This is a genomic window from Chryseobacterium jejuense (assembly GCF_900100075.1).
GTDB lineage: Bacteria > Bacteroidota > Bacteroidia > Flavobacteriales > Weeksellaceae > Chryseobacterium > Chryseobacterium jejuense.
In genome coordinates this window covers 378,830-405,797 of record NZ_FNEG01000004.1, presented here as the reverse complement: position 1 = coordinate 405,797, position 26,968 = coordinate 378,830, and the positions used below count along the sequence as shown (strand labels likewise).

Annotated in this window: 27 protein-coding genes; 19 read left to right on the top strand and 8 right to left on the bottom strand. The window is 36.6% G+C overall.

The window, feature by feature from the left end; genetic code table 11:
• Nucleotides 1–271 precede the first annotated feature (271 nt).
• Nucleotides 272–1,897: a tetratricopeptide repeat protein gene (locus BLS98_RS14090; RefSeq protein ID WP_089737139.1), complete on the top strand. Its 1,626-nt coding sequence runs from the start codon at nt 272–274 to the stop codon at nt 1,895–1,897.
• Nucleotides 1,898–2,288: 391 nt separating this feature from the next.
• Here the strand turns inward: BLS98_RS14090 and BLS98_RS14085 are convergent, their stop codons facing one another.
• The 3 genes from BLS98_RS14085 to pruA all read right to left on the bottom strand — a co-directional run bounded on the left by BLS98_RS14085 (nt 2,289) and on the right by pruA (nt 5,009).
• On the bottom strand, nt 2,289–2,492 hold the full coding sequence (locus BLS98_RS14085; RefSeq protein WP_089737138.1) for a hypothetical protein: 204 nt from the start codon (nt 2,490–2,492) through the stop codon (nt 2,289–2,291).
• 380 nt (nt 2,493–2,872) lie between these two features.
• The gene (locus BLS98_RS14080) at nt 2,873–3,082 is read right to left on the bottom strand and encodes a cytochrome C551 (protein ID WP_089737137.1); all 210 of its coding nucleotides are present in this window, start codon (nt 3,080–3,082) and stop codon (nt 2,873–2,875) included.
• 301 nt (nt 3,083–3,383) lie between these two features.
• Nucleotides 3,384–5,009, bottom strand: coding sequence for an L-glutamate gamma-semialdehyde dehydrogenase (gene pruA / locus BLS98_RS14075; protein ID WP_089737136.1), 1,626 nt, complete (start codon nt 5,007–5,009; stop codon nt 3,384–3,386).
• Nucleotides 5,010–5,417: 408 nt separating this feature from the next.
• Between pruA and BLS98_RS14070 the strand changes: the two genes are divergently transcribed.
• The 13 genes from BLS98_RS14070 to BLS98_RS14010 all read left to right on the top strand — a co-directional run bounded on the left by BLS98_RS14070 (nt 5,418) and on the right by BLS98_RS14010 (nt 17,341).
• Nucleotides 5,418–5,783, top strand: a complete 366-nt coding sequence (locus BLS98_RS14070) for a hypothetical protein (protein WP_089737135.1) — start codon at nt 5,418–5,420, stop codon at nt 5,781–5,783.
• A 158-nt stretch (nt 5,784–5,941) separates the two neighbouring features.
• On the top strand, nt 5,942–6,244 hold the full coding sequence (gene ureA / locus BLS98_RS14065) for an urease subunit gamma (RefSeq protein ID WP_089737134.1): 303 nt from the start codon (nt 5,942–5,944) through the stop codon (nt 6,242–6,244).
• Nucleotides 6,245–6,258: 14 nt separating this feature from the next.
• Nucleotides 6,259–6,627, top strand: coding sequence for an urease subunit beta (ureB, locus tag BLS98_RS14060; protein WP_068944101.1), 369 nt, complete (start codon nt 6,259–6,261; stop codon nt 6,625–6,627).
• A 1-nt stretch (nt 6,628) separates the two neighbouring features.
• Nucleotides 6,629–8,350, top strand: a complete 1,722-nt coding sequence (gene ureC / locus BLS98_RS14055) for an urease subunit alpha (RefSeq protein WP_089737133.1) — start codon at nt 6,629–6,631, stop codon at nt 8,348–8,350.
• Nucleotides 8,351–8,462: 112 nt separating this feature from the next.
• Nucleotides 8,463–9,113: a hypothetical protein gene (locus BLS98_RS14050; RefSeq protein ID WP_089737132.1), complete on the top strand. Its 651-nt coding sequence runs from the start codon at nt 8,463–8,465 to the stop codon at nt 9,111–9,113.
• The gene (gene ureE / locus BLS98_RS14045; protein ID WP_089737131.1) at nt 9,103–9,612 is read left to right on the top strand and encodes an urease accessory protein UreE; all 510 of its coding nucleotides are present in this window, start codon (nt 9,103–9,105) and stop codon (nt 9,610–9,612) included. Before BLS98_RS14050 ends, ureE begins: the two co-directional genes overlap by 11 nt.
• A 1-nt stretch (nt 9,613) precedes the next feature.
• Nucleotides 9,614–10,303 (top strand): urease accessory protein UreF, encoded by a 690-nt coding sequence (locus BLS98_RS14040; protein ID WP_089737344.1) that lies wholly within the window; start codon nt 9,614–9,616, stop codon nt 10,301–10,303.
• Between the two features lie 140 nt (nt 10,304–10,443).
• A complete protein-coding gene (gene ureG, locus BLS98_RS14035) occupies nt 10,444–11,082 on the top strand; it encodes an urease accessory protein UreG (protein ID WP_045499433.1) in 639 nt (212 codons plus the stop codon).
• The gene (locus BLS98_RS14030) at nt 11,083–11,871 is read left to right on the top strand and encodes an urease accessory protein UreD (protein WP_089737130.1); all 789 of its coding nucleotides are present in this window, start codon (nt 11,083–11,085) and stop codon (nt 11,869–11,871) included.
• 203 nt (nt 11,872–12,074) lie between these two features.
• Entirely contained in the window at nt 12,075–12,776 is a 702-nt protein-coding gene (locus BLS98_RS14025; RefSeq protein WP_089737129.1) for a hypothetical protein, read from the top strand.
• 199 nt (nt 12,777–12,975) lie between these two features.
• Nucleotides 12,976–13,863, top strand: a complete 888-nt coding sequence (locus BLS98_RS14020) for an urea transporter (protein WP_089737343.1) — start codon at nt 12,976–12,978, stop codon at nt 13,861–13,863.
• 196 nt (nt 13,864–14,059) lie between these two features.
• Nucleotides 14,060–16,306 (top strand): TonB-dependent receptor, encoded by a 2,247-nt coding sequence (locus BLS98_RS14015; protein WP_089737128.1) that lies wholly within the window; start codon nt 14,060–14,062, stop codon nt 16,304–16,306.
• 147 nt (nt 16,307–16,453) lie between these two features.
• Complete coding sequence (locus BLS98_RS14010) at nt 16,454–17,341, top strand: helix-turn-helix domain-containing protein (protein WP_089737127.1); 888 nt, start codon at nt 16,454–16,456, stop codon at nt 17,339–17,341.
• 241 nt (nt 17,342–17,582) lie between these two features.
• Here the strand turns inward: BLS98_RS14010 and BLS98_RS23360 are convergent, their stop codons facing one another.
• Nucleotides 17,583–17,735, bottom strand: coding sequence for a hypothetical protein (locus tag BLS98_RS23360; protein ID WP_167356233.1), 153 nt, complete (start codon nt 17,733–17,735; stop codon nt 17,583–17,585).
• 264 nt (nt 17,736–17,999) lie between these two features.
• Complete coding sequence (locus BLS98_RS14000) at nt 18,000–18,437, bottom strand: DUF6526 family protein (RefSeq protein WP_089737126.1); 438 nt, start codon at nt 18,435–18,437, stop codon at nt 18,000–18,002.
• Nucleotides 18,438–18,996: 559 nt separating this feature from the next.
• Here BLS98_RS14000 and BLS98_RS13995 point away from each other — a divergent pair.
• The 4 genes from BLS98_RS13995 (at nt 18,997) to BLS98_RS13980 (ending at nt 23,523) form a co-directional block, all read left to right on the top strand.
• Nucleotides 18,997–20,766 carry an aminopeptidase P family protein gene (locus BLS98_RS13995; protein ID WP_089737342.1) on the top strand — a complete coding sequence of 590 codons (1,770 nt, stop codon included), beginning with the start codon at nt 18,997–18,999 and terminating at the stop codon, nt 20,764–20,766.
• Between the two features lie 535 nt (nt 20,767–21,301).
• On the top strand, nt 21,302–21,868 hold the full coding sequence (locus tag BLS98_RS13990) for a Crp/Fnr family transcriptional regulator (protein WP_089737125.1): 567 nt from the start codon (nt 21,302–21,304) through the stop codon (nt 21,866–21,868).
• A 54-nt stretch (nt 21,869–21,922) separates the two neighbouring features.
• Nucleotides 21,923–22,948: a saccharopine dehydrogenase gene (locus BLS98_RS13985; protein ID WP_089737124.1), complete on the top strand. Its 1,026-nt coding sequence runs from the start codon at nt 21,923–21,925 to the stop codon at nt 22,946–22,948.
• On the top strand, nt 22,945–23,523 hold the full coding sequence (locus BLS98_RS13980) for an NAD(P)H-dependent oxidoreductase (protein ID WP_089737123.1): 579 nt from the start codon (nt 22,945–22,947) through the stop codon (nt 23,521–23,523). The genes BLS98_RS13985 and BLS98_RS13980 overlap by 4 nt, the downstream gene beginning before the upstream one ends.
• 68 nt (nt 23,524–23,591) lie before the next feature.
• Here BLS98_RS13980 and BLS98_RS13975 read toward each other — a convergent pair whose 3' ends face one another.
• The 3 genes from BLS98_RS13975 to BLS98_RS13965 form a co-directional block, all read right to left on the bottom strand.
• On the bottom strand, nt 23,592–24,314 hold the full coding sequence (locus BLS98_RS13975) for a siderophore-interacting protein (protein ID WP_089737122.1): 723 nt from the start codon (nt 24,312–24,314) through the stop codon (nt 23,592–23,594).
• A gap of 142 nt (nt 24,315–24,456) precedes the next feature.
• The gene (locus BLS98_RS13970; protein WP_089737121.1) at nt 24,457–25,320 is read right to left on the bottom strand and encodes a helix-turn-helix domain-containing protein; all 864 of its coding nucleotides are present in this window, start codon (nt 25,318–25,320) and stop codon (nt 24,457–24,459) included.
• 124 nt (nt 25,321–25,444) lie between these two features.
• Nucleotides 25,445–26,080: a LysE family translocator gene (locus BLS98_RS13965; protein ID WP_089737120.1), complete on the bottom strand. Its 636-nt coding sequence runs from the start codon at nt 26,078–26,080 to the stop codon at nt 25,445–25,447.
• Nucleotides 26,081–26,332: 252 nt separating this feature from the next.
• On the opposite strand from BLS98_RS13965, the gene BLS98_RS13960 reads away from it, so the two are divergent.
• Complete coding sequence (locus BLS98_RS13960; RefSeq protein WP_089737119.1) at nt 26,333–26,917, top strand: helix-turn-helix domain-containing protein; 585 nt, start codon at nt 26,333–26,335, stop codon at nt 26,915–26,917.
• The last annotated feature ends 51 nt before the right edge of the window (nt 26,918–26,968 follow it).

Sequence of the window (26,968 nt, the reverse complement as noted above, 5' to 3'; positions counted from 1 at the left end):
TGTAATAAATATGATGACATTTAAGTTATTCACATTGAAAATAATTATTGAAGAACTTTATTTTTAATATAGGTATAGGCTTATATGAAAGAAAAACATCTATTGTTTTAGACTTATTGTTAAAATTAATGTAAATGATTGTTTTAGTTAAATGATTAAATTTCAATAGAATATTTTAATTAAAAGTAAAATATTACTAATTTTGTAGAAAACAAAAAGACACCTCGTGAGAAAATGATGAATTATTATAAGAATAATAATTTGTTTTTTTATGTCTAATAATCTATTGAAACTTTTGCTCTTGCTGGCCACAGCAATCTCCATATCTGCCCAGAAAAAAAACGATTTCGATCAAGCATGCGAAAGGATTTCCTCTATCACAGCGTATAAAGATTTACCCAAAGCAATCAATACTGCTGATTCTCTTTATTTGTCGACTCACAAACCGCTGGAAAAGGTGAAAAGCCTCATGATTTCTTCAGAACTTTATCATCATGGGGGAGATCTTAAAAAAGCAATTTGCTATAGTGAAAATGCCCATTCACTAGTGGAACTGGCGGATGATAAAGAATGGATGGCCCGTGTATGCAAATTACTAGCGAAACAATATAGACAGGTAGGGTTATACGAAAGAGCTAAAAAATATATTACAAAAGGACTGGAGGCCTCCAAACAAATTTCTGATTTTCAGGAAAGTAATGAAGCAGAAGGAATACTGAATCAGGAAATGGCTTTTTATGAAATGGAAGTTGGAAATTATGTAAACGCAATACAATACATTGAATTTTCTCTTAAGAACTTTGAAAATATAAACAGCCACGACGAAGATAGAACTGAGGCGACTTCTTATCAATTATTGGGAGATGTTTATTTTAAACTTAATGATTACACTGTTTCTGAAGATTATTATAGAAAAGCAGAGAGTTTGTTAAAAACCGGAAGCTGTACTCTTGGATTAATTTATAACGGACTGGGAGGAATTCGTGTAAAACAAAAGAACTGGAAAGATGCTGAAGTATATCTGAAAAAAGCCGAAAAAATTGCTGATACTTCCCGAAGTCTGAAATTGAAGAAAGCCGTTTATTCCAATATCAATGACTATTATGAAGGAATAGGAGATAATTTTAAAGCTTCTTTATATGCGGTAAAATATGTGAGAGCCTATGACAGTATTGCAGCCCGTAATCAAGGGTTTTCCGGAAAAACTAAAGATATAGTAACTAAAACTAACAAAGGAAACGGACAAATGAATGTAGCCAAGAATGCCGCTATTATTATTTTGTTTGTTTCACTGGTAGGTTTAATTATTTTTTTCAAAACAAGACAGAAAAGACAGTTTACAAAGCTGAGAAATATAATAAGAACTCAAATGAATGTGGCTAACAGCTACAAAGGATCTTTGGTAAGACAACCTGTAAATTCTGAATTTTCAAATATATCAGTAGAAGAAATAGACGAGAAAGATTCTGAAGCAGACCGAAAGAGAAATGACTCTTTAATGACTTCCGAAACTGAAACTAAACTGCTCGAACTTCTTGATGAGTTTGAAAAAGGTGATCTTTACAACAATAAGGGCATGTCTCTTTCATTTTTAGCAGGGGAATTGAATACCAATACCAAGTACCTTTCATATGTTATCAATCAACATAAAAGTTCAGACTTTAAAACTTATGTCAACCGACTAAGAATCAACTATATTGTAGATAAGCTTATCAATGATGAGAAGTACAGACAATATAAGATCAGTATCCTTGCGGATGAATGTGGCTTTTCTTCACACAGTAAATTTGCTGCAGTATTCAAAGCGGTTACCGATTTTTCACCATCAGCCTATATTAAACATCTTGATGCTGAAAATCAACTAGATAAAAATGTTCATTTTCGCGAAAATAGTTAAAGAGGTATAGCTTTTCATATTCTGTCTTGCCATTTTCACGAAAATGGATAACCTATTGTTTTTTGTAAGACTACTCCTGACATATCTTTGCGACAGTGTTACGGGAATGACTACAATCATATTACATCTTATCTATTTTATTTTCGAAGGTATTGTCCTTTTTCTGAAATAGAATATTATTCCCCACAACAATCCAAACCATGAAACTTTAGATATGGAACGCGTGTATATTTCGTTTTCATGAAATAGCCACGGTTCCTCTTTTTATCTATAAAAGAGAATATTCTGATTAGAATATGATTATACAATATAATCGGGGTTGATTGCCCGGTTTTTTTTCAGTCAAGTTTTTTTAAGTGCAAATCCACAGATATTCTGTGGATTTGCGATTTTATTTAGTCTTGGTACTGTTGGTTTTTACTTTTGAAGTATCTGGAGCTGCCGGTTCAGAATTAGCCACAGCAGAATCACCCATTTTGTTGAGTAAAGAATCTTTATTGTGGGCCTCCTTAAATTCTTCTCTTTTTTCTTTATTTTGAGCACAGCTTCCAAGGAAAAGAAGTCCAAGAATTGCTCCTAGCCATAATTTTCTCATAATAATACTTTTTTATGTTTGGTGTTAATCAAATATAATGAATTTATGAAAGATAAAAGATAAAAGATAAAAGATAAAAGATAAAAGATAAAAGATAAAAGATCTTGTCGTTAAACAACTATTTTTTTCTTTATATATCCATACGGATATCCACATCAATAGGGGCGGGTTATAATCCTGAGCATAAACTGAAGGTTTACGAACGAAGTTCACGAAGGAAGCCCGGCCAATCAAATAAATTTAAAAAATCCATTGGCTTTAGCCCAAACCTAAAATTTTCCATTCAATAATTAAATGAATTTAGGTTTTAATCCTAACCAAAAAAAATCTGCAGCGCTTTCAACTGCAGATTTTTCATTTTAAATTGAACGTATATAATACTATTTGGCAGGAGGTGTTGCCATTGAATCCTTTTTCACCTTAATGGTATCCGGATTCGTCATTTTTGTAGTCATGGTATCTTTGGTAATGGGTGATGCAGCCCGTGTATTAGCCGAATCACTTTTGCTGGTAGACATAGATGACTCCTTGGTTCCACAGCTCACTGCAAATAATCCTATGCCGATGGCTGTTAGCAATAACTTTTTCATACAATTTTATTTTGGGGTGTTTCTATGAAAGCACAACTATTATTCCTAACAGGGGCTGGGAAGTCGTAAAATATAGGTAAAGTTTGTTAAAAGATGTTAGGTAGGCTGGGGTGGGAGGGTTTGAGCGTATTAGAGTTGGCGCGAGCTGAGGTCCTTTGATAGCTAGAATCAACCTCAAACCTCGGAATCTCGAATCACGTACCTCGTAACACTCCACAAAAAAGCCCCGAAACCGAAATTCCGAGGCTATATTGAAAGAACAGGCAAGCATTATTCATTACCTATTACTCATTACTTATCATTACCCTAGGTATGGATATTTGTAGTCTTTTGGAGAAACAAAAGTTTCTTTCACACTTCTTACAGACGTCCATCTAAGAAGGTTCATTTTAGAACCAGCTTTATCGTTAGTTCCTGAAGCTCTACCACCACCGAAAGGCTGTTGTCCTACTACGGCACCCGTTGGTTTGTCGTTGATGTAGAAGTTACCAGATGCATTTTCTAATGCTTTGTAAGCCTCAGCAATTGCATAACGGTCTTGAGAGAATACAGAACCAGTTAATGAATAAGGAGAAGAAGAATCAACTACTTTAAGAGTCTCTTTCCAGTCCGCATCTTCGTAAACAAATACAGATAAGATTGGGCCGAAGATCTCTTCTACCATACTTTCATATTGAGCGTTTGTAGTTTCAATTACTGTTGGGTGTACGAACCATCCTTTAGAATCGTCACAAGTACCACCAATTGCTACAGTAGCTTCAGAAGACTCGTTAGCTCTGGTGATATATCCTTTACATTTTTCGAAAGAATTTTTGTCGATTACAGCGTTTACGAAGTTAGACGGATCTACTGGAGAACCAATTTTAATAGTAGCCATCTGAGCTTCCATTACTTTTTTCACATCAGCCCAAAGAGACTTAGGAACATAAGCTCTTGAAGCCGCAGAACATTTCTGTCCTTGGTATTCGAAAGCACCTCTTACTAAAGCCGTAGCTACAGCTTCTACGTTGGCAGAAGGGTGAGCAATAACAAAATCCTTACCTCCAGTTTCTCCAACGATTCTTGGATATGTTCTGTAGTTGTGGATATTGTCACCGATCATTTTCCACATTCCCTGGAATACTTTTGTAGAACCCGTAAAGTGAAGACCTGCAAAATCTTTGTGTGCCAATACTTTCTCAGCAGTTTCTTTACCATCTGTAAAGATCATGTTGATAACTCCAGCAGGAAGACCCGCTTCAATTAATACATCCATGATTACTTTTGCAGAATAAACCTGCTTATCAGAAGGCTTCCATACTACAACGTTTCCTAACATGGCCATACAAGTAGGAAGGTTTCCAGAAATTGCTGTAAAGTTGAATGGAGTTACTGCAAAACAGAATCCTTCTAGTGGTCTGTACTCTACACGGTTCCAGATTCCGTTGTCAGAAACTGGTTGCTCAGAATACATTTCTGTCATGAACTCTACGTTGAATCTTAAGAAGTCGATAAACTCACAAGCTGCATCAATCTCAGCCTGGTGAACATTTTTAGACTGTCCAATCATTGTAGCTGCATTAATTACATCTCTGTAGGGACCAGCCAATAGATCTGCTGCCTTTAAGAAAATTGCTGCACGTTGTTCCCAACCTAGTGCATTCCATGCTTCTTTAGCTGCCAATGCTGAATTGATAGCATCATCCACATGCTGCATACCCCCTTGGTAATAAAATCCGAAGTCGTGAGCATGATCCTGAGGAGACTGAAGTTGTACTTTTGTATCAGTTTTTACTTCCTTTCCATTGATAACCATTGGAATTTCTACCTTCTCAGCCCACATCTTTTTATAAGTGTCGATAAGGCTTTTAACTTCCGGAGATCCCGGTACATAAGAATTTACCGGCTCATTTACCGCTAATGGTACTTGCGAAATTGCTTTTGACATATTACGTTTTATTATTTTTATTAAATTAAATAAGTATGTGTATACAAATTTACGATAATTATAAGGAAAGAAAAAAATCTCATCTGTTTTTATGAAATAAACCTTAGTGCCCTATAATGATTAATATATATCATTTTTGAGGGTTAAATTTTGAAAATATTTAATGTATTTATTCAATCCTTTATAGAAGGAAAAAGATGGGTAGGTTGACTGCAATTATGGGAATAGAAACAATAAAATATTTGTCATAGTTCATAAACGGTCCTTAAGTGTTGTAAATAAAGGATTTATAAAGAAATGTTAAATTTAGATAAAATTGTGTTTGTTGCGATTTTGAACATTTTAAATAATCTTTTTGATAGCCTGTTTTTTAAGATTACTCTAATTTTACACCATTATTAATCAGATATGAAAAAAAGAGTCATATTTTTCTCTTTTGTATTGTTTTTCTCCGCTTTATGTGCAGGTCTTTTGGCACATAAGGGGAAAACTGAACCATACTCTGATCTCTTATCAAAAATTCATCTTCTTCAGCAAAAATCGGATCAGCAGACCCAGCCTGAGATTTATAGTTTTTCAGATGCACAGGATGTACAGGATACCAATGATTGGGAGAAAGTAAAATTTGATTATTCAGTACTTACCCAGCAGTGGTTATATTATTTCTTTGGGGGGTATACTTATAATACCCGGGTTGCGGCCGTTCAAAACCGTATTTATATTACAGCACCAAGGTACATTCTGTATCATGCCCTGCAGATAGCGGGCTGCTAATCTCTTTTTTACAATTGTAATGATAGGTTATGGTTTGTATTTTAATAATACAGATCCGTAAACATCATTTTCCCTTTTTACATTTTTTGAACATTTCTATTTGCCTTTTCAGAAAGGCGAACAGGATATCGTTTGTCCAATTTTAAATAAAAAATACTATGCACTTAACACCGAGAGAAACGGAGAAGCTTATGCTATTTCTGGCAGGAGAGCTGGCTCTAAAAAGAAAGGCTAGAGGCCTTAAATTAAACTATCCAGAATCCATTGCATTAATCAGTCATTTTTTGCTTGAAGGAGCTAGAGATGGTAAAAGAGTAGCTGAATTGATGCAGGAAGGCGCCAATCTTTTAACCAAAGATGATGTGATGCCTGGCGTGGCAGACATGATCCACGATGTTCAGATTGAAGCTACATTCCCTGATGGAACCAAGCTGGTAACCGTACACAACCCAATCCGTTAATCCTATTTATTATTATGATACCAGGAGAAATTTTTGTAAAAGAAGGCACTATTATCTGTAATGAAGGCAGAGAAACTGTCAAAATAAAAGTAACCAATACCGGAGACCGTCCGATTCAGGTAGGTTCACACTTTCACTTTTTCGAAGTAAACAAGGCGATGAGCTTTGACCGTGAGAAAGCTTTCGGAAAGAGACTGAACATTGTAGCAAGTACTGCCGTACGTTTTGAACCGGGAGAAGAAAAAGAAGTAGAGTTGGTAGAAATAGGAGGAACCAAAAAAGCAATGGGCTTCAATAACCTTGTTGATGGACAGGTAGATTCTGAAGATCAGAAAAAAGCAAGCCTTGCAAAAGTTGAAGAATTAAACTTTAAAAATCACTAAGATGAGCTTACACGTAGACAGAAAACAATATGCCAATATATTAGGTCCTACAGCCGGAGATAAAATCAGACTGGGAGACACTGAAATCATTATTGAAATCGAGAAAGATTTCACCCATTATGGAGACGAAGCTGTTTTCGGAGGTGGAAAAACCGTACGTGATGGGATGGGCCAGAACGTTACTGCCAAAAGAGATGAAGGAGTTCTTGATCTTTGCATCACAGGAGCAGTAATCATCGATCACTGGGGAATTGTAAAAGGAGATATCGGGATTAAAGACGGTAAAATCGTAGGAATCGGAAAAGCTGGAAATCCTGATACAATGGACGGTGTAAGTCCTAACATGATTATTGGTGCTTCTACTGAAGTTCACGGTGGAAAAGGATACATCGTAACTGCCGGCGGAATTGATACCCACATTCACTACATCTGCCCGCAACAGATTGAAACCTCTCTATACAGTGGAATTACTACCATGATTGGAGGTGGGACAGGTCCTAATGACGGAACAAATGCAACAACGGTAACTCCAGGGAAATTCAATATGCAGAAAATGCTTGAAGCAGCAGAAGAATATCCAATGAACTTAGGATTCTTCGGAAAAGGAAACTGTTCAGCAGAAGAGCCTATTGAAGAGCAAGTTGAAGCGGGAGCATTAGGAGTGAAAATTCACGAAGATTGGGGAGCAACCCCTGCAACCATTGATGCCGCGCTAAAAGTAGCAGACAAATATGATGTTCAGGTGGCTATTCACACAGATACCTTAAATGAAGGAGGATTCCTGGAAGATACGATGAGAGCAATCAATGGAAGAGTAATCCACACATTCCACACAGAAGGAGCAGGTGGAGGTCACGCACCGGACATCATCAAAGCAGCAATGTATCCCAATGTATTACCGGCTTCTACCAACCCAACACGTCCTTACACGATCAATACAATCGATGAGCACTTAGATATGCTGATGGTTTGCCACCACTTGAGCAAAAATATTCCTGAAGATGTAGCGTTTGCAGATTCACGTATCCGTCCTGAAACTATTGCAGCAGAAGATATTCTTCATGATATGGGAGTTTTCAGTATCATGAGTTCAGACTCTCAGGCAATGGGAAGACCGGGAGAAGTTATTACTAGAACCTGGCAGACAGCCAGCAAAATGAAGGAGCAAAGAGGTGATTTAGCAGAAGATCAGGATAGCGGAAATGATAACTATCGTGCCAAAAGATATGTAGCTAAATATACCATCAATCCGGCAATTGCACACGGTATTTCAGAATATGTAGGATCTCTTGAAGAAGGGAAATTAGCAGATTTGGTGATCTGGAAACCAGCATTATTCGGAGTAAAACCTGAAATGATTGTAAAAGGAGGATTTGTTATTGCAGCTAAAATGGGAGATCCGAATGCTTCTATTCCAACACCACAGCCCATTATCTACAGAAATATGTTTGGAGCTCACGGAAAAGCTAAGTACGGTATTTGTGCAAATTTTGTTTCTCAAATTTCTATTGATAACGGAACTATCGCTTCTTATGGATTGGAAAAAATGATTCTTCCGGTGAAAAACTGTAGAAATATTTCTAAAAAAGACCTTATCCATAATGATAAGACTCCTTTAATTGAAGTGAATCCTGAAAACTATAAAGTAACGGTAGACGGTGAATATATCACTTGTGAGCCGGCAGAAAAACTTCCTTTAACACAGTTGTATTACTTGTTCTAAGATAAATCTTACCAATAAACCTAACAGGTTTCAAAAACCTGTTAGGTTTATGTAACAACAAAAAAAGATTGATCAGATAATATTTTAAAACAATTATAGAACTACGTTTAGAATGAAATATTTAAATAAAACAGTTTTTTCTCTTGCTGTAGCCGGAATGTCTTTGCTTTCAGGTAATGTAAGCGCTCAGTTTCTGGGCGGACACAGGTTGAAGAGCGATGAAGATGGGCCAAAAGGGCAACTTATGGTGTATGGTTCATTGGATTACTCAAAGGTTACTACTCCAACAAACAGTAGCAGTACCGTTTCCAGTGCACCATTGGGAGTAGGATATTTTATCAATAATAATGACCTGATCGGGGTTAATTATGCATACTCTCAAAATTCGGTGAATCATAATGTTGTGTATAAACAAAATGAAACCGGAATTTGGTATAGTCCATCATTAATGCTTGGGAAATACTTTGTACTGATCGGGCAGATTGATGCTCATTATGTTTGGGGACAGCAGCAGGCAACAACAGCTGATGCGATGCAGAACTTTAATGGATTTCGTCTTCGTGCGTATCCTTTGATCGGAATTTTACTAGGCGGAGGCTGGGCTTTGAAATTTAAGTTTGCTGAACTTTCAATGCTTCAGACCAAAACTAAAGAAGAGGGTTGGACGAAAAGCTATGTAGCTGGAATCAGTGGTTCAACATTCGGAGTTGGCATTTCTAAAAACTTTGACTTCAGAAAAAAAACAGCTAAAAATGATTATTAATCAAACCATAGGCAATCTCACCGAAAATCCTACGAAGAAAACCATAGATTATCTGGATCTGGAATGGTTTGAAACCACAAAAAGAATCCAACGCAAAAGAACAAGAAACGGAGTAGATGTTGCCATCAAATTTCTAAAAGAAGGTCAACGGTTACGTGAAGGAGATATTCTTTTTGAGGATTCAGAAAAAGTAATAGCAATCAACGTTCTTGAAACAGAGGCGATCGTAATGGTTCCCGGATCTTTATTGGAAATGGGAACAGTATGCTACGAAATCGGGAACAAACATATTCCCCTTTTTATTCAGGATGATAAAGTACTACTTCCATTTGAAATGCCTATGTTCAGATGGTTGGAAGCAAGTGGCTTTAAACCGGAAAAACAATCCGTAAAACTGCTGAATCTCCTTAAATCCAATGTAGAACCTCACGGACATGGAAGTCTTGGTTCCACGATTTTTACTAAAATATTAAAAATGGCCGCTCCAAAAGATGAATAATATGAACATCAATTTTTTATCAGGGTTGCTTCACCTTGCAGATCCCACGCTTCCTATTGGTGGTTACACCCATTCCAACGGGCTTGAAACTTATGTACAGGAAAGGATTGTTCATAATGCAGAGACGGCGAAAGAGTTTGTACAGAACATGCTTCAGTACAACCTTAAATTCAATGACGGAGCATTTGCGAAACTGGCTTATGAAGCAGCTGAAAAAGGAGATTTACAGACCCTTTTGAATCTTGACAATGAGTGTAATGCCATAAAATGTCCTAAAGAAATCCGCCAGGCCAGCCAGAAATTAGGATTAAGGCTTATTAAAATCTTCAAAAGAAGAGAAAGTTTTCCGTTGATGGAAGCATTTGAAAAGGCCATTCAGAATAAAGAAGCTAATTCTCATTACTGTATCGTATTTGGAGTGTATGCTTATTTAATGAAAATCCCTTTGTACGAAGCATTATTAGGGTTTTATTATACCTCAGTTGCCGGAATGATTACCAATGCTGTAAAGCTGGTCCCACTGGGACAACTTGACGGACAAGACATCTTATTCTCTTTGTATCCTGTTATGGAAAAAACAGTTTGGGAAACTATAGAACTAGACAGAGATCTGGTAGGACTTTGTAATACAGCCTTTGACATTCGATGTATGCAGCACGAAAGATTGTATTCAAGACTTTATATGTCGTAGGAAAGTAAATAACCTAAACGAATGAAGATGTCTTTGCTGAGTGTAACGCCCTTGCGAACAAAAAACCTTCACAATCAATAAAAAACCTTAGCGCTCTCCGCGTTAAAAAATAAAAATCAAACAAAGTAAAATTTAACAAAATGGAAAACAGAAAATATATAAAAGTAGGAGTAGCAGGCCCTGTAGGATCAGGAAAAACTGCATTATTAGAACGTTTAAGCAGAAAATTATTCGGGAAATATGATCTTGGTGTTATTACCAATGATATTTATACGAAAGAAGATGCTGAATTTATGGCTAAAAACAGTCTTCTTCCTCACGACAGAATTATCGGAGTAGAAACAGGAGGTTGCCCTCATACGGCCATTCGTGAAGATGCAAGTATGAATTTGGAAGCGGTAGATGAATTAGCAGCACGTTTTCCTGAAATTGAATTAGTTCTTATTGAAAGTGGAGGTGATAACCTTTCAGCTACTTTCAGCCCGGACCTTGCAGATGTTACCATTTTCATTATTGACGTTGCTGAAGGAGAAAAAATCCCTAGAAAAGGAGGCCCTGGTATTACAAGATCAGACTTATTAATCATCAATAAAATTGACCTTGCCCCTTATGTAGGAGCCAGCCTTGAAGTAATGGAAAATGATGCAAGAAGAATGAGAAAAGGAAATCCTTTTGTTTTCACCAATCTTAAAACAGATGAAGGTTTGGATAAAGTGATTGGATGGATTAAAAAATACGCTCTTTTAGAAGAAATTGAAGAACCGAACTTAGTAAGATAAATGGACAGTCGTTTAAAAATTATTGCAGGATTTAAGGGCGGAGAATCATATGTGAAGGATCTTTACGTTTCATTGCCTTTCAGAGTAGTTTCTGTAGGGCAGAGAAAAAGTGATAAGAAACTCTATCAGATGGTAATGAGCTCCTCTCCCGGAATTCTGGACGGAGACCATTATCATTTGGATGTAGCCCTTGAAAAAGGATCTTCCCTCCAGTTGCAGTCGCAGTCGTATCAAAGGCTTTTCAATATGGAAGATAAGGCTGTTCAGGAACTGAATGTAACCATGGAGGATGAAACCTCTTTTGCTTACGTTCCTCACCCTATCGTCCCGCATGAAGACTCTAACTTTAAAAGTAAAGCAAATGTTCATATCGGGAAAAACAGCCAGATCATCATCAGTGAGATCATTACCTGCGGAAGAAAGCATTATGGAGAGGTTTTCAAACTGAGACGTTTTCAGAATCTTATGGAAATCTATCACAACAATAGACTGGTAGTAAAGGACAATGTGGTAATCCAGCCTGACCTGATCCCGATCAGCAGTATTGGTAATCTGGAGCAGTATACCCATCAGGGAACGTTGATCTTTTACAGTACAAAAGAAAATGTAGATAAAAACGGATTGATTGAAGAGATTGTTGAAGCAGCAGCCCAGCATATTGAAGAGATGGAAGTTGGCGTTTCGGCGATGGAAGATAATGGATTTGTAGTAAGAGCTTTAGGACATGGCGGAGAATTGATGTACAACTTTTTCCTACATGTTCAGGAGATTCTTTGGGCACTGGAGTAAAAAAGGAAGAGACGAGCACTTTCAGTAGCTTGCTGATTGAGCCGATTAAGCAGGTTTTCTTGTAGAATTTATACTCAATCATCAGCGTAATCTACAAAATCTGCGAGAGTAATATTCAATAGAAGCGGGCTTTAGCCCGCGCAAATAAAAAGAAACCTTCCATTGGCTTTAGCCAAAACTTAAAAATGAATTAAAAATAGAAAATGGATAGTACAGTTTGGGCATTACTTTTAAGTGCCGTTTCAATAAGTTTTATACATACGGCTTCAGGACCGGATCATTATCTGCCCTTCATTGTGATTTCAAAATCAAAAAAATGGAGCGGAATGAAAACCGCAATATTAACAGTCGTTTGTGGGCTTGGGCATGTGCTGAGTTCTCTCATCCTTGGCTTTATCGGAGTATTTTTGGGTTGGCAGCTGAATAAGATCTCCTGGTTTCAGGATATCAGAGGAAATTTCTCAGGATGGGCACTACTGATCTTTGGTGGAGTTTACTTAATCTATGGTTTGATTCAGGCCATCAGAAATAAGCCTCACAAACATTTTGATGTGATGGGTGATGATGTGTATGTGTATGAACATAATCATAGTGAAGTGGTAATGCCTCAAACTAGAATAAAAGTAACACCACTTGTTCTTTTTATGATTTTCGTAATGGGGCCAAGTGAACCTTTAATTCCTTTATTATTTTATTCAGGAGTAAAACATTCTATGTCTGAAATTGCTGTTCTGGTAACTTCATTTACGGTTACGACTGTCTTAACAATGCTTGGGATGGTTCTTCTAGGACGTTACGGCTATTCAACATTATTCAATACTGAAAAACTGGAAAGATACATGGGGGTGGTAAGTGGAGCTGTAGTAACAGTTTGCGGAGTTGGAATGGTCTTTCTTGGATGGTAAGAAGTTGCGGAGTTTGAGGGTTTGAGTGTCTGAGAGTTTGAGAGTGGGACTGCTTAAAGTTATCATCCTTTGTCTGATGATTCACTTGCGAAGCAAAATTGACTATTGAAATTTAAAACTAAAACATCTCTCATCTCTTCGTCTATTGTCTCTCATCTTTATGTCTTTATTTCCAATCATTAATACAATTAATAAAACTATGAACGAATTTTTCAAAAAACTGCCTTTTTTAGACCATATTTTAAAAGGAATAGGACAGATCATGCTTCAGGAAAACAGATGGACCGGTCTTCTGTTTCTGATAGGAATCTTTATGGGAAGCTGGCAGTGTGGAGTAGCAGTTTTACTTTCAACTGCAGCCGGAACCTTTACAGCCATGAAGCTTAAATATGATCCATCTGAAATCAATGCCGGATTATATGGTTTTAGCGCCGCGTTGGTAGGGGTAGCATTAGCTTTCCTGTTTGATACAACCTTATTGATTTGGGGGCTTATCATTTTAGGAGGAGCATTGGCTGCTGTTATTCAGCATTTCTTTATTCAAAAGAAAATTCCGGTGTTTACTTTTCCTTTCATTATCATTACATGGGTGCTGGTATTTGCTTTACACCATTTTACTCATATCCCGCCATCTGCAATGCTAAGTGCTGAGGTGGTACCTTCAAAATATGATGATTTCCTTACCTGTACCAATGGTTTTGGTGAAGTTATTTTCCAGGGTGGAGTCATTTCAGGGATGATTTTCTTCGTTGCTGTTTTTATCAGTTCACCAATAGCTGCTTTATACGGATTGGTGGCCTCTATTCTTGGTGCCGGATTATCCCAATTCAATGGGGAACCTATCAAAGAAATTCATATGGGATTATTTGGATTCAATGCAGTGCTTTCAGCGATTGTGTTTTCAGGAGTTAAAAAAACAGACGGTTTATGGGTACTCATTGCTGTTCTTTTAACAATAGCTATTGATGATCTTTTAATTGATAATCACTGTCTGGATGCAGTAGGAGGTGTATTTACTTTTCCATTTGTAGCAGGAACATGGATCACCCTTTTACTTCAAAAAGTATTTATTAAAGCTAAAGCATAGTCTTGGGTTTGAGAGCTCGAGGGCTTAAGAGTTATAGAGTTTGAGGGTGGGGGAGAACAAATGTTCAAGGTTGTTATTCATTCATCTGGACAATTCACCATTCACTTGCGAAGCAAAATTGACTATTGACATTGGATATAAAAATATCTATCATCTCTTCGCCTATTATCTCTTATCTAATTTAATTAAAACAAAAATGAAAATAACTAAAATAGCAGCCGTTTTTCTGGTCATGGCATTCAGTGGAAAAATGATGGCGCAGGAAATAGAAAAGCAGTTGTCAATTAAAGATGCAGAAGATAAATTTCCAATTGCGGATGTATTGGTAAAATATAATCACGGAAACAGCCATACACATACAGGAACAGACGGTACTTTTGCCATTCCTGTTCAATCACTTCCTGATACATTGGTCATCAGCCGCCAGGGATACGATGAGGTAAAACGGGTGGTTACCAATGAGGATGATAAAAATAAAGTCATTTTTTTACAGCATAAACCTTTCCAGATATCAGAAGTAGCCATTAATCACAGTTCTTTTTTATCTGCTATTACTAAAGTGGATCTGAATAAATTTCCTGTTAATTCAGCACAGGATTTGTTGAGAAAAGTACCAGGATTATTCATTGCACAGCATGCAGGAGGCGGAAAGGCTGAACAACTTTTCTTGAGAGGGTTTGATGCCGATCACGGAACGGATGTAAGCGTAAATGTAGACGGAATGCCGGTGAATATTGTTTCTCATGCCCACGGACAGGGATATTCCGATCTTCATTTTGTGATTCCTGAAACGGTCAACAATATTGATTTCGGAAAAGGAGCCTATTATATGGACCGTGGAGATTTTAATACCGCAGGATATGTCGATTTTCAAACCTATAACGGATTGAAAAATAGTATGATTAAACTTGAAGGCGGTTCATTCAACTCCAAAAGAGTATTGGGAATGTTCAATATTCTGCATGATGATCTGGGAAGAAAAAATGCTTATATCGCTGCTGAATATAATTATACTGATGGTCCTTTTGATGTAAAACAGAACTTCAACAGAGTCAATATTTTCGGGAAGTATAACCAATGGCTTACGGATAACGATTATTTCAATATTCAATTCTCAACATTCAATTCCTCATGGAATGCTTCCGGACAGATTCCTGAGCGTGCAGTAGATGAGGGGATCATTGGCAGATGGGGAAGTATAGATCCTACTGAAGGTGGAAAAACTTCAAGAACCAATCTTCAGATGAATTTTAAGCATATCATTTCTTCTTCTGAACAGATTGATGCGATGGCTTTCTATTCAAAATATAATTTCAATCTGTACTCTGATTTTACGTTTTTCTTAAAAGATAAAGATCACGGGGATGAAATTCAGCAGACTGACGGAAGAAATATCTATGGTGCAGAAGTAAAATATACCAAAAGCTTTTCCCTTCCTAATAGCTCATTAAACTGGATTTCAGGAATCGGTCTAAGAAATGATGATATCAATACCTTACAGCTTAATCACGTTTATCACAGAGATATGCTGCTCGACAGGCTGTCTGATGTAAACGGAACAGAAACCAATCTTCATGCCTATTCAGGTCTGGTTTGGAAAACCGGGAAATGGACTATTAACCCAGCGGTGAGAGTAGATCACTTTATCTTTAACATGCATAACCTGCTGGATCCAGAACAATTACCTTCCGGGCAGTCAAAAGAAGCAACAAGAGTAAGTCCAAAACTGAATTTTTCCTATGCTCAGAGCGATAATGTAATGTGGTTCCTGAAAACCGGGATGGGATTCCATTCCAATGATATGAGGGTAGTGGTAACCCATAAAAACGAAAATACCCTTCCATATTCTATTGGAGCAGATTTCGGAGTAAGACTACACCCATTCAAATCATTGATTATTACTCCTGCCGTTTGGTATATGGATCTGCAGCAGGAATTTGTATATGTAGGAGATGACGCGGTAGTAGAACCATCCGGAAAATCAAGACGTTTCGGAGCAGATTTGGGAATCCGTTTTCAGCCGTTGGAAAACTTTTATCTGAATGCAGATATCAATTATTCTCACGCAAGATTTATGGAAGAAGAAAAAGGGCAGGATTATATTCCATTAGCACCGGTAGTTACCAGTACAGGATCTGTAAACTGGGATTTTCTGAACGGATTTTCTTTAGGAATTCAATACCGTTATCTTGGAGAAAGACCTGCAGTAGAAGATAATAGCATCAAGACGAAAGCTTACTTCGTTAATGATCTGGTACTGTCTTATAACCGTCAGAAATGGGGAGCCAATATTCAGGTCAATAACCTGTTCAATGTAAAATGGAATGAAGCTCAGTTTGCCACAGAAACCCAATTGAAAGGAGAAGCAGAGCCTATTACAGATCTTACCTACACACCAGGAAGCCCGTTTGGAGTAAGAGTGGGAGTGTATTATAAGTTTTAGAGTGAGAAGTCTTTAGAGTCGGAGAGTTTGAGAGTTTTAAAGTTGGAGTGTAAAGTCATTTTCAAATGAACTCATTCTCAAATTTTCAAATTCTTTGATTTCTACCTTACAAATTTTGTCTAATTTTAATTAATCATAATATCGGATATGGAAGTATTATCCAATTTTCAGTACAAAAAACTTTTTCTGCCGAATATCACGGAGAAAATATTAGCCAATAATGCGGATATACAGCTTTACAGGATAGAGAATTACCTCAAAGGGATTTTGATGCCGGTGATTCCATACCGTACAACCTTTAACTTTATCATTTTTGTTACTAACGGACATATCAAACAGTATCTTGAAAATAAAGAATATCATGCTGAAAAAGGCGGTGTAATCTTTATCAAGCAGGGAACAATTACCGCAACGGTAGAGCTTTCCGATGATATTGAAGGTTTTTTCCTGGCCTACGAAAATAATATCCTTTCGGAACAGGAACTGCCCAAACATAAGAGCAGTATTTTCTTTATGACCCCTTTCCTGAATCTGGATAGCCTGACTTACGGGACCATTACCCAGCTTCTTCCCATCATGGAACAGGAATTATGGCTGAATAACCTGAACGTGAATGATGTTGTAGTCACCATGCTTCACCTTATTCTCATCAAAATGCTGAGCACAGATTCAGATACCCATCATAAATCTGCCACACGCCCAATGGAATTATCCCTGCAGTTTCGGGATCTTTTATTCAAGTATCATGTAGTAGAAAAACGGGTGGCATTCTATGCAGATAAATTATCCGTTACAGAAAGTTATCTGAATAAATGTGTAAAAAGTGTGACTCAGAAATCACCGAAACAATGGATCAATGAGATCGATATCAATTACAGTAAAGCATTGCTTCATTCAAGTAAAGATATTGCAGAGATTGCTTATGAACTGAATTTCCATACGGCATCTCATTTTACCCAGCTTTTCAAAAAAATAGCAGGCATCACCCCGAAAGAATACAGAACTCAGTTTTTGAGCAATAGAGTGACAGGGTAGATTTGAAGCTGGAAGTGAGGAGAGGGAAGCTGGAAGTTCTTGAAGCCTTAAAAATCAATAGTTAGTTACTAAACAGTTTTCCGTCATTGATAACGTCGAAATAATATTCATCGACTGAAAGGAGATAATCTTCGATTTCTGATGAAGGAAGAACCTCATATATGCTTAGATTTTTCCTTTGTTAGAAATCAAAAATCCACTATAACCAATGATAATAACATTAAATAATTAGAAACGACATTCAGGACAATATCGTCTGATCGTCCTTCCATCCTCCAGCTTCCCTCCTTATATAGCAATACTTTTTGCTTTTTTTACGCGTGATTCCGGCGGTTTCTGCATCGGTGGTATCAATAAGATGTACCGCCTTTGCAGAAGCTTCCGGATCCTTCATGATGTTAACAATCTTTGATGGCTAAAGGTGAGAAATAATCTCTAAATCTGTATTCTTCTCCATAGAAACTGGTTAGGAGTTTTTACCCTTCGAAAAAATCAGGAAAAGAATCACTACTATTATACAAAGTAATAGGATTCCCCACCACATTCCAGCCTTAAAGATTGTTTCTACTGCGCTACAATTTGTGAGTGTCAATACACTTTTAATATCATTATACTATAAAAGCTCAATGCTTTCATAAGTGTAGATTTTTTGTGTCTGTTAAATTCGGAGCTTGTCAGCCTTCCAATTTTTGATGGATCTTTTGATCTCATCCCCTGAAATATTCTCATGAAGTGCCTTGTACAAAAGCTCCTTAAATTCTTCGTCATACGTAAACCTCAGGGCTGCAATCTGGTCAAATCTTAATTTGTCAACCGTTTCATCAGATCTTCTGTTAAAAATCTCAAAATACCGTTGTCTAAATTCAAGGATCACCATGCGGTTCTGAAGCCCTAATGCATAATGCTGTCTGGTCATAAATGCCAGATAAAAAAGCAGAAAAATTACGATTGAAAATAAGATCCAGACCAGCTGATTATTGGGGTCATCCCAAATTTTATAGATTCCTAAAATCTCCAGTACAATCAATAAAGGGAGATAAATAAAATGATGTGGTGCATAAAATTTTCGGTGGTTATTATAGTTCTGCTGTTTCATAGGTGTAATGTAGCAATAATCTTTCCAAAAGATTATTATTTTAATACAAAAATATATTTTATGATGTGAATTTTACTTTTTTTTGAATAAAATACACAAATGAAACGCAGTAATCTCTACATCAGTTATATGGGAAGTGGGAAAAATACGAAGACGCAAGAATAATGATAGACTATATGTTTTTAAGGCGCAAGGATTTTATCTGTGATAAAATTATACAAGTTCACAGATCAAGTGAAGATTTCCATTTCTTTTTATCATTCAGAGCGAAACGTAGTATAGCGTGAAATCTATATTTACTCCCACGGATTCCACAGATTTTCACAGATATTTCTGCTTCATCTATAAAGTTATTTAAACCTTTAAAAGAAAGAACCGTATACTATGAGCCACTACTTTATTCATAAAATAATTCGTGTATTCGTAGCCAACAAAAGATGTTCTTTATGCCCTCAATCAAAATTCATGAAAAAATAACATATCATAAGGAAAATAGGGACTTTATTTGATCCTATGACTTTAAATTTTTCGTAACTTTCGGTGTTTAAAAATGAAAAGAATGACTTCAAAGGAAAAAGTTGCTGCGCTTCGTGAAGAAATGCAGAAAAATAATGTTGATGCATTTATAGTATATTCTGCAGACCCGCACATGAGTGAGTACCTTCCTGAAGAATGGCAGGAAAGAGCATGGCTGTCAGGATTCTTAGGTTCTGCCGGTTTTGCGGTAGTAACTAAAGACAAAGCAGGTCTTTGGACAGACGGAAGATACTTTACACAAGCTGCTATTGAACTGGACGGTTCAGGAATCGACCTTTTCAAAGACGGAATAGAAGGAACTCCTAATTATATTGATTGGATTATTTCTGAAATTCCTGCCGGAGGTAAGGTGGCTGTAAATGCTTTGGCCGCTTCTAATGCCAACTGGGAACTACTTTCTCAAAAATTTAATTCAAAAAATATTACCCTTGCTGATATTCCTCTTTTAAAGGAGGTTTGGAAAGAAAGAGGAACGCCATCTGCTAATCCAATCTTTGTACATCCTGTAGAAAGAGCTGGGAAATCTGTAGCAGATAAACTTTCTGCGATCCGTCAGAAAATGGAAGAGCAGGAAGCAACGGTGCATATTATTTCAAGTCTTGATGATGTGGCATGGACATCCAACCTGAGAGGAAGCGATGTACAGAGCAATCCTGTATTTTTAGGATATATTGTGATCACTAAGAATGATGCAGTTTTGTTTACTGGATTAGAAAAACTTGAAGTAGAAGCAAGAAAACAAATGGATGATTCTTTCGTAAAGATGATGCCTTACGAAGAGTTCTATAACTACCTGAATGCGTTCAAGAATGAAAAAGTATTGGTTTCTCCAAACAGCAACCAACAGATTTTTGAAACCTTAAAGGCAAACAATCAATTTATCAAAGCTCCGGTACCAGGAAATCTGATGAAAGCTCAGAAAAACGAAACTGAGTTGGAAGGTTTCAGAACTGTAATGGTAAGAGATGGTGTAGCGATGGTGAAATTCCTTTACTGGCTGACTCACAACGCAGGAAAAGAAGCAATGAATGAATATTCTATCGGTGAAAAACTGAGAGGTTTCCGTGCGGAAGGGAAAAACTTTGTAGGAGAAAGCTTTGGTTCTATCATAGGATATAAAGACAACGGTGCGATCATGCACTATTCTGCCAAAAAAGAAGGAAGTAAAGACGTTACCAATGAAGAGACAATCCTTGTAGATTCAGGAGGTCAGTATCTTGAAGGAACTACAGATATTACAAGAACTTTTGCATTAGGAACCCCTTCTGAAGAGTTCAAAAGAAATTCTACATTGGTATTACAGGGATTAATCCGTTTATCAATGGTGAAATTCCCTAAAGGAACAAGAGGAGTACAGCTTGATGCTATTGCCAGACTTCCTTTGTGGATGGAAGCTAAAGATTACAACCACGGAACAGGGCACGGAGTAGGAAGCTTTATGAATGTTCATGAAGGACCTCAAAGCATCAGAAAAGACTTAAATCCTCAGGAACTTCTTCCGGGAATGGTGTTATCCAACGAACCTGGATACTATCTTGAAGGACATTACGGAATTCGTCATGAAAACCTTATTGCAGTAAAAGAAGCAGAAAAAACAATTCACGGAACATTCTACCAATTTGAAACATTAACGTTCTGTCCGTTCTTTAAAGATACTGTGGTAAAAGAAATCCTTTCAGAAAATGAAATCGCATGGCTGAATGATTATCATAAAACATGTGAAGAAAAAATAGCTCCTTATTTGGAAGGAGAAGTGAAAGAATGGTTCTTACAACTGGTAAGCCCATTATAAGAAAAACTAAAGTAGATGTTGAGGAATCTTAAACATTGAACTTTAAAATTTATACTCCTAAACAAAATAATTGTTAGATCAGCAAAAGTCCTGTAAGTTGTCGCTTGCAGGGCTTTTTTGTTTATACAACCGTATTTTTACGGATAAAATTCTAGGGATTCTCCTGATGATGGGAATTACAGATCTATCTATCTTTGTACCAACAAAAACATCATTCATATCTTCATATAATAACTAGTAATTCAAAACGGTAGATCATCCCATCCTGGGATGATTTTTTCTTTTTATATGAGCTTGGGATAAGAAATAAATATAGGTGTAGTAAGGTTTGAAGCTGGAAGTTCATAAAGAATAGATATGCACCCTGTTTTATCATAGTTGAAATTGTTCTATAGGGCGAATAGTAATTATATCACGAAAAGTAACTTCCATCTTCATGCTTCCATCTTCCAAGCATTTAACCCTAACTTCTTTACCTCAACCTCAATTTTTAAATAAGTTTTATTTATTTTCGCCAAACCAAGAAACCAAGCTAATGGTACATGATTTTTTTCGAAGTTTTGAATTGTTTTCAGAGAACGAGATTGAAGAGTTTTTAAAACTTTTTGAAATCAGGAAAGTCAATAAGAATGAGTATTTCATCCAGGAAGGTGAGAAATGCAGGGAAGTGGCATTTATACAATCCGGGATCTTCCGTTCCTTCTATCTTGCTGATGACGGAAAAGATATGACCTATTGTTTCAGGTTTCCGAATACCATGATGGCTGCCTATTCATCATTTATTTCCGGCTGCCTCAGCAAAGAAAGTATGCAGGCAATTACAGATGCCGAATTATTGATTTTAAAAAAGGAAAAAATGGATGCCTTAGTACAGGATAAACTGAATTGGATGAAATTTTTAAAGATCATTGCTGAACAGGAATATCTTGAATTGGAAAACAGGTTTTTCCAGTTGCAGAGAGACAGTGCTACCCAGCGCTATTCAGCACTTCTTAAAAACTACCCCGATTATATTCAGAAAATTCCGCTGCAGTATTTAGCTTCTTATCTTGGTATTACCCAAAGACATTTAAGCCGTATCAGGAAGGAGATCTCTTTTTAGACATTTGTCCTGTTTATTGATCTTACAGCTCTATAATTTTGTCAAAAAAAATAAATGGAGTACAATATTCTTATTATCGGAGGAAACGGACTGGTGGGTAAAACAATGGCCCGTATTTTACAAACAAGAAACCCTCATTTCAATATTTTTATTGGTGGACGTAAAGGTGGAAGTACAGATAGATCCTTAAAGATTGATGTTACTGATCCTGATACTCTTCAGATTATTACGGATAAAAAAATAAACCTTATTATTCTTTCGGTGAATGATAAGTCAGATCATGTTCTTCAGTTTGCTATAAAGAATCATATCGACTATCTGGATATCACAAAACCTACTCCGGATCTGGTAAAAGCTTATGATATTGCCCGAAAAACAGAGGTTAACAGTAGAATTGTTTTCAGTTCCGGATGGATGGGTGGAATAGTACCCGGACTGTTGAATGTTCTTTCAAAAGACACTCATGACATTCAGGATGTAAAGCTTTTTGTCTATTATTCTGTTAAAGATTTAGCAGGGGAAAGCTCAGCTCACTTTATGGCAGAAAATGTGGCGGTCCCTTTTTATGATTATAAAAATGATCAACCTAATCCAATCAGGCATTTTTTAAACACAGAAACTTTTGATTTTTCCTTCGGAATCGGAAAAAGGAATGCCTATAATTTTGATGTCCCTGATCTGTATATTCTGAACAAGGTTGAAAGAATTCCCAATGTAAGTGTAAAAATGACTTATAATTCTAAGTTTATTACCTGGCTTCTGGGGAGCTTTCAATACCTCAGAATTTTTAATATCCTATCTTTAAAGGAAAGAAAAATGATTTTCGGATCAAGTGGAAACGGAGATCAGGCAGTCTTTGAAGTTGTAATAAAGGATAAAAACGGAGATAAGAAACTGAGTTTGCAGAGTAAGAAAGGGCAGGCAGAATTAACGGCTTTATCAGCAGTTTTGCATACGGAAGAGTTGGTGAGAAATCCCCATGAAAACAATATTTACTTCAGTCATCAATTGCATGAGCCTTTATCTTTATTGTCTCAGCTGAATGCCTATGAAACGATTAATATCAACATGGTACAATGAAAAAAATAGCCATTATCAACGGCCATCCGAATAAAGAATCTTTCAATTTCGGAATGGCAGAAGCCTATAAAAACGGAGCTATAGAAGCGGGAGCAGAGATAAAAGAAATTACAATAGCAGATTTAAACTTTAACCCTAATTTACAGTTTGGGTATCAAAAAAGGATGGAGCTGGAGCCGGATTTGTTGAATGCCTGGGAAGTTATTCTGTGGGCAGATCATCTGGTTTGGGTGCATCCAGTCTGGTGGGGAGGTTTACCAGCTTTAATGAAAGGTTTTATAGATCGGCTTTTTCTTCCCGGATTCGCTTACAAATACAGAGAGAATTCTTTGTGGTGGGATAAGCTTTTAGAGGGGAAAACAGCTCATATTATCACCACAATAGATCAGCCGGGTTGGTATTACCGTCTTATGTATGGAAGACCCAGCGTCAATCAGCTTAAAAAATCAACGCTGGAATTTTGTGGAATAAAACCAGTGAAGGTTACATATCTGGGGATTATTCGTACTTCTAATGAAGAGCAGCGGAAAAAATGGTTGAAGAAAGTGAAATCATTGGGACAGAAACTAAAATAAAATTGAATAAAAAAACGGAAGTTGGAATTTCTTATCATGTATAGGTATTATTTCCAGCTTCCTTTCTTTTACAATCCTTTTTTCCCTTCAAGCCAATAGGCCTGCGATCTGATGCATTTCGAAGAAACTCCCTTAGCCTTAAGATATTTCTTTATCAATGACATGCGGGTTCCGTTTCCTGTGAGGTAAAAAATAGCATCATCATTATAGATGGTTTTCTTTTCTTCTCTCAGAAATTCAGTTAAGGCTTCGATGATGATCATTGTACTGTTTTTAGGACTGTAATAACCATATAAATTGAGGCTTTCCAGGATCTGAGATTCTTCCAGTTCATGAAGACAAATAAATAAAGAACCCATTTCTTCCACAGCTTCTTTAATGGAAAGAGAACTTCCCAATGAAGTTTCATCTCCTATAGAGAAATGAATTTTTGCATCCGGCTCAAAAAATCGCTTTCCTCTGGGTATTAATATCTTTATGGAATCTCCAACAGATAAATGGGATGCAAAACGACTTCCCACTGCTGAATGATCATGAATATGAAATAAAACGTCAAAGGTTCCAGCTTCTCTATTAAAATTAAATGGTGAATAATTGCGGAAATCCCTGTCGTTGATTCTTATTCCAATGGCATAAGCAGGTTCATACTGAATATCCAGTAAATCGGTTTCAAAACGTACAAGACGTAGATTCCCGGAAATAGTTTCTATATGAATAACTTTACAATCTTTGAATTTTGAGGACCATACATTTTCTACCGTATCGTTGATCCATTTTGGTAAACTTGGCATGAGTAATTTTTATTGCAAAGGAAGCTGGAAAATGTAAATCATACGATAGCTGTTTCATGGGAATAATTGGACAATTCGTGGTTAAGAATATGAAAGAAGAAAATGCAGGAGGGTATGAAGGAAATTACAGTTCTGTTTTGAGTTATCTGTTTGAGTTCCTGAACTCTGAAGGAGACTGAGCTTCTAGTTTTGAAAATAAACGGCTAAAATACGTGTGGTCATTATAACCCAATTCATAAGCAATTTCCTTTACTGTAAGGTGAGTAAATGCCAATAATCGCTTGGCTTCAATTAGAATTTCCTGATGAATCCAGTGTTGAGCAGGTTTACCGGTCACTTCGCGAATAGCTTCTGTGAGATATCCTCTTGAGATATTTAGCTTTTCAGCATATTCAGATGGACTTTTCATGGTTTTATAGCTTTGCCGAACCATGATTTTAAACTCCCGTGTTAGCTGTAAAGAACGATTTTCACCGATAGCCTGAGAATAGTTTTCTTTTGAGTAGATAAGGGCAAACATGCCTATAAAGCTATGAAGCAGAGATTGAATCACTAAAAAACCTTCTTTGGATGCCAACATTTCCTCCGTATAAAAAGAATGGAGGATAGCAGCGGCATTATTGAATTTTTCTACCCATATTTTCTCCACTGCCAAAGGTCGTATTCCTTCCATAGACTCTTCAAAAACAGAACGTACAGCATCCGGAACCAGATCAGATTTTATGGCTACAAACCATCCATTCACTTTATCCATTAAAAGGCCTTGATGTACCTGTCCCGGTAACACACAGAAAATAGTAGAATCTTTAGCTTCAATAGTATTGAAATCAACCATCATTCTTACATGACCGCTTTCCATGAAAGTAAATATATAATGGCTGTCCCGATGGATTCCTTTATCCATAAGGACTGTCTCTGTATGATAGGTATGCTGATCCATCCTTTTTATATGGAAGCGATGTTTGGAAATATCACTCAGATCGTAGGTAGGAATGGTATGCTTCATCTTTTTGAAACTGATTTTACAAAGCTACAACAATATGGAAGATCTGTTTTAATTCAGAAGATAAAAAATCCCCTGTGGGGACAGAAGATGCTAAATTGTTATTTTATAAACTAGAACAAGTTTCTCATTTTGCTTTAGAGAAAGCCATTTTCACTGCAAGATAGGTGAGCACACTTGCCATAAACCACTTTTGTACTTTAACCCAGGCAGGATTATTATTGAAAAACAGGGCAACTCTTGCAGCGGTTAATACGATAATAAAATTAACGCTAAAACTTACCAGTACCTGAATAACTCCAAGTTCCAGACTCTGGGTTAAAACAGAACCATATTCCGGTTTAATGAACTGCGGGAAAAATGACAGGTAAAAAACAGCCACTTTCGGATTGAGAACATTCGTTAAAAAACCAACGGTGAAAAGCTTTTTAGGACCATCATACGATGTGTTTTTGTCAACATCAAAAATATTTTTACTGTTAGGTTTAATAGCTTGATACGCTAGATATAAAAGATAGATCGTTCCCAGGGTTTTAAGAACTGTATAAGCAAATGGGACTGCCAATAATACTGCTGTTAAGCCAAAAGAAACCATAATGATGTGAAACATAAAGCCACACACAACTCCCATTAAAGAAATCAACCCGGACTTTTTCCCCTGCGTTATTGATTTTGAAATCAGATAAATCATATTAGGTCCCGGACTAATGACTAAGATAAGTGCGGCCAGGATAAAGAATGAGAGATCTTGAAGTGGGATCATTATTTTTTTATACAAATGTCCTATTTCTTGAAATAATGTACAATACATTCATGAAAATCATTCAAAAAAAAACATGAATTTATAATGTTTATTTACTGAATGAAACCTTATTGATAACGTTCTCATTCATTCTATTATAAGCCTTTACAATCTCTTCTGTTACAAAAAAACAACCAACAAATGGTGTCTAATTCAAATATTGAAAAAAACGTAAATTAGCCAAGATAATCAATGAACCTTTTTAAGTAATCCATGTCCAAATTAAAAGCTGCAAGAGAACAGAAGAATCTGACCCAGGAAGAACTTTCAGAAAAATCTAAAATTTCTGTGAGAACCATTCAACGGATTGAAGCAGGTACAGATCCTAAAGGACATACTTTAAGGGCATTGGCGAAAGCATTGGAAATAGAAGAAACATCATTACAGGATTCTATTATAAGTCCAGATACAGATAATGAGGTATTTCCTGAGATTATTGCGGAAGTGAAAGAAGAACAGCAGCCTGAGATTAATTATTCTCTTGTTAAAATCATCAACCTTTCTTCGTTATTATTTACTCTGTTACCACCACTCAATATTCTTGTTCCGCTTATTCTGATGTTTACAATGAAGCAGAGAAATAACTTGGTGAGAGAAATTATTTCAGTTCAGATGATATGGACGGTGATGGCACCTATTGTTTTCATGCTGGGAATCTTTTTCAAGCCTGGACCGAAACTTACCTTGATCATTATGATCCTGATTGTACTCTCTAATGTCTTCATCATTCTTCGTAATGCTGCAGAGATTGATCGAAATAAGAAATTGTATTTTCGGTTGAAATTCAGCATGATATAGGTGTTGTTAGTGCTTTGTCGGGTTTTTGTCAGGTCCATTTTTAGGAATAAA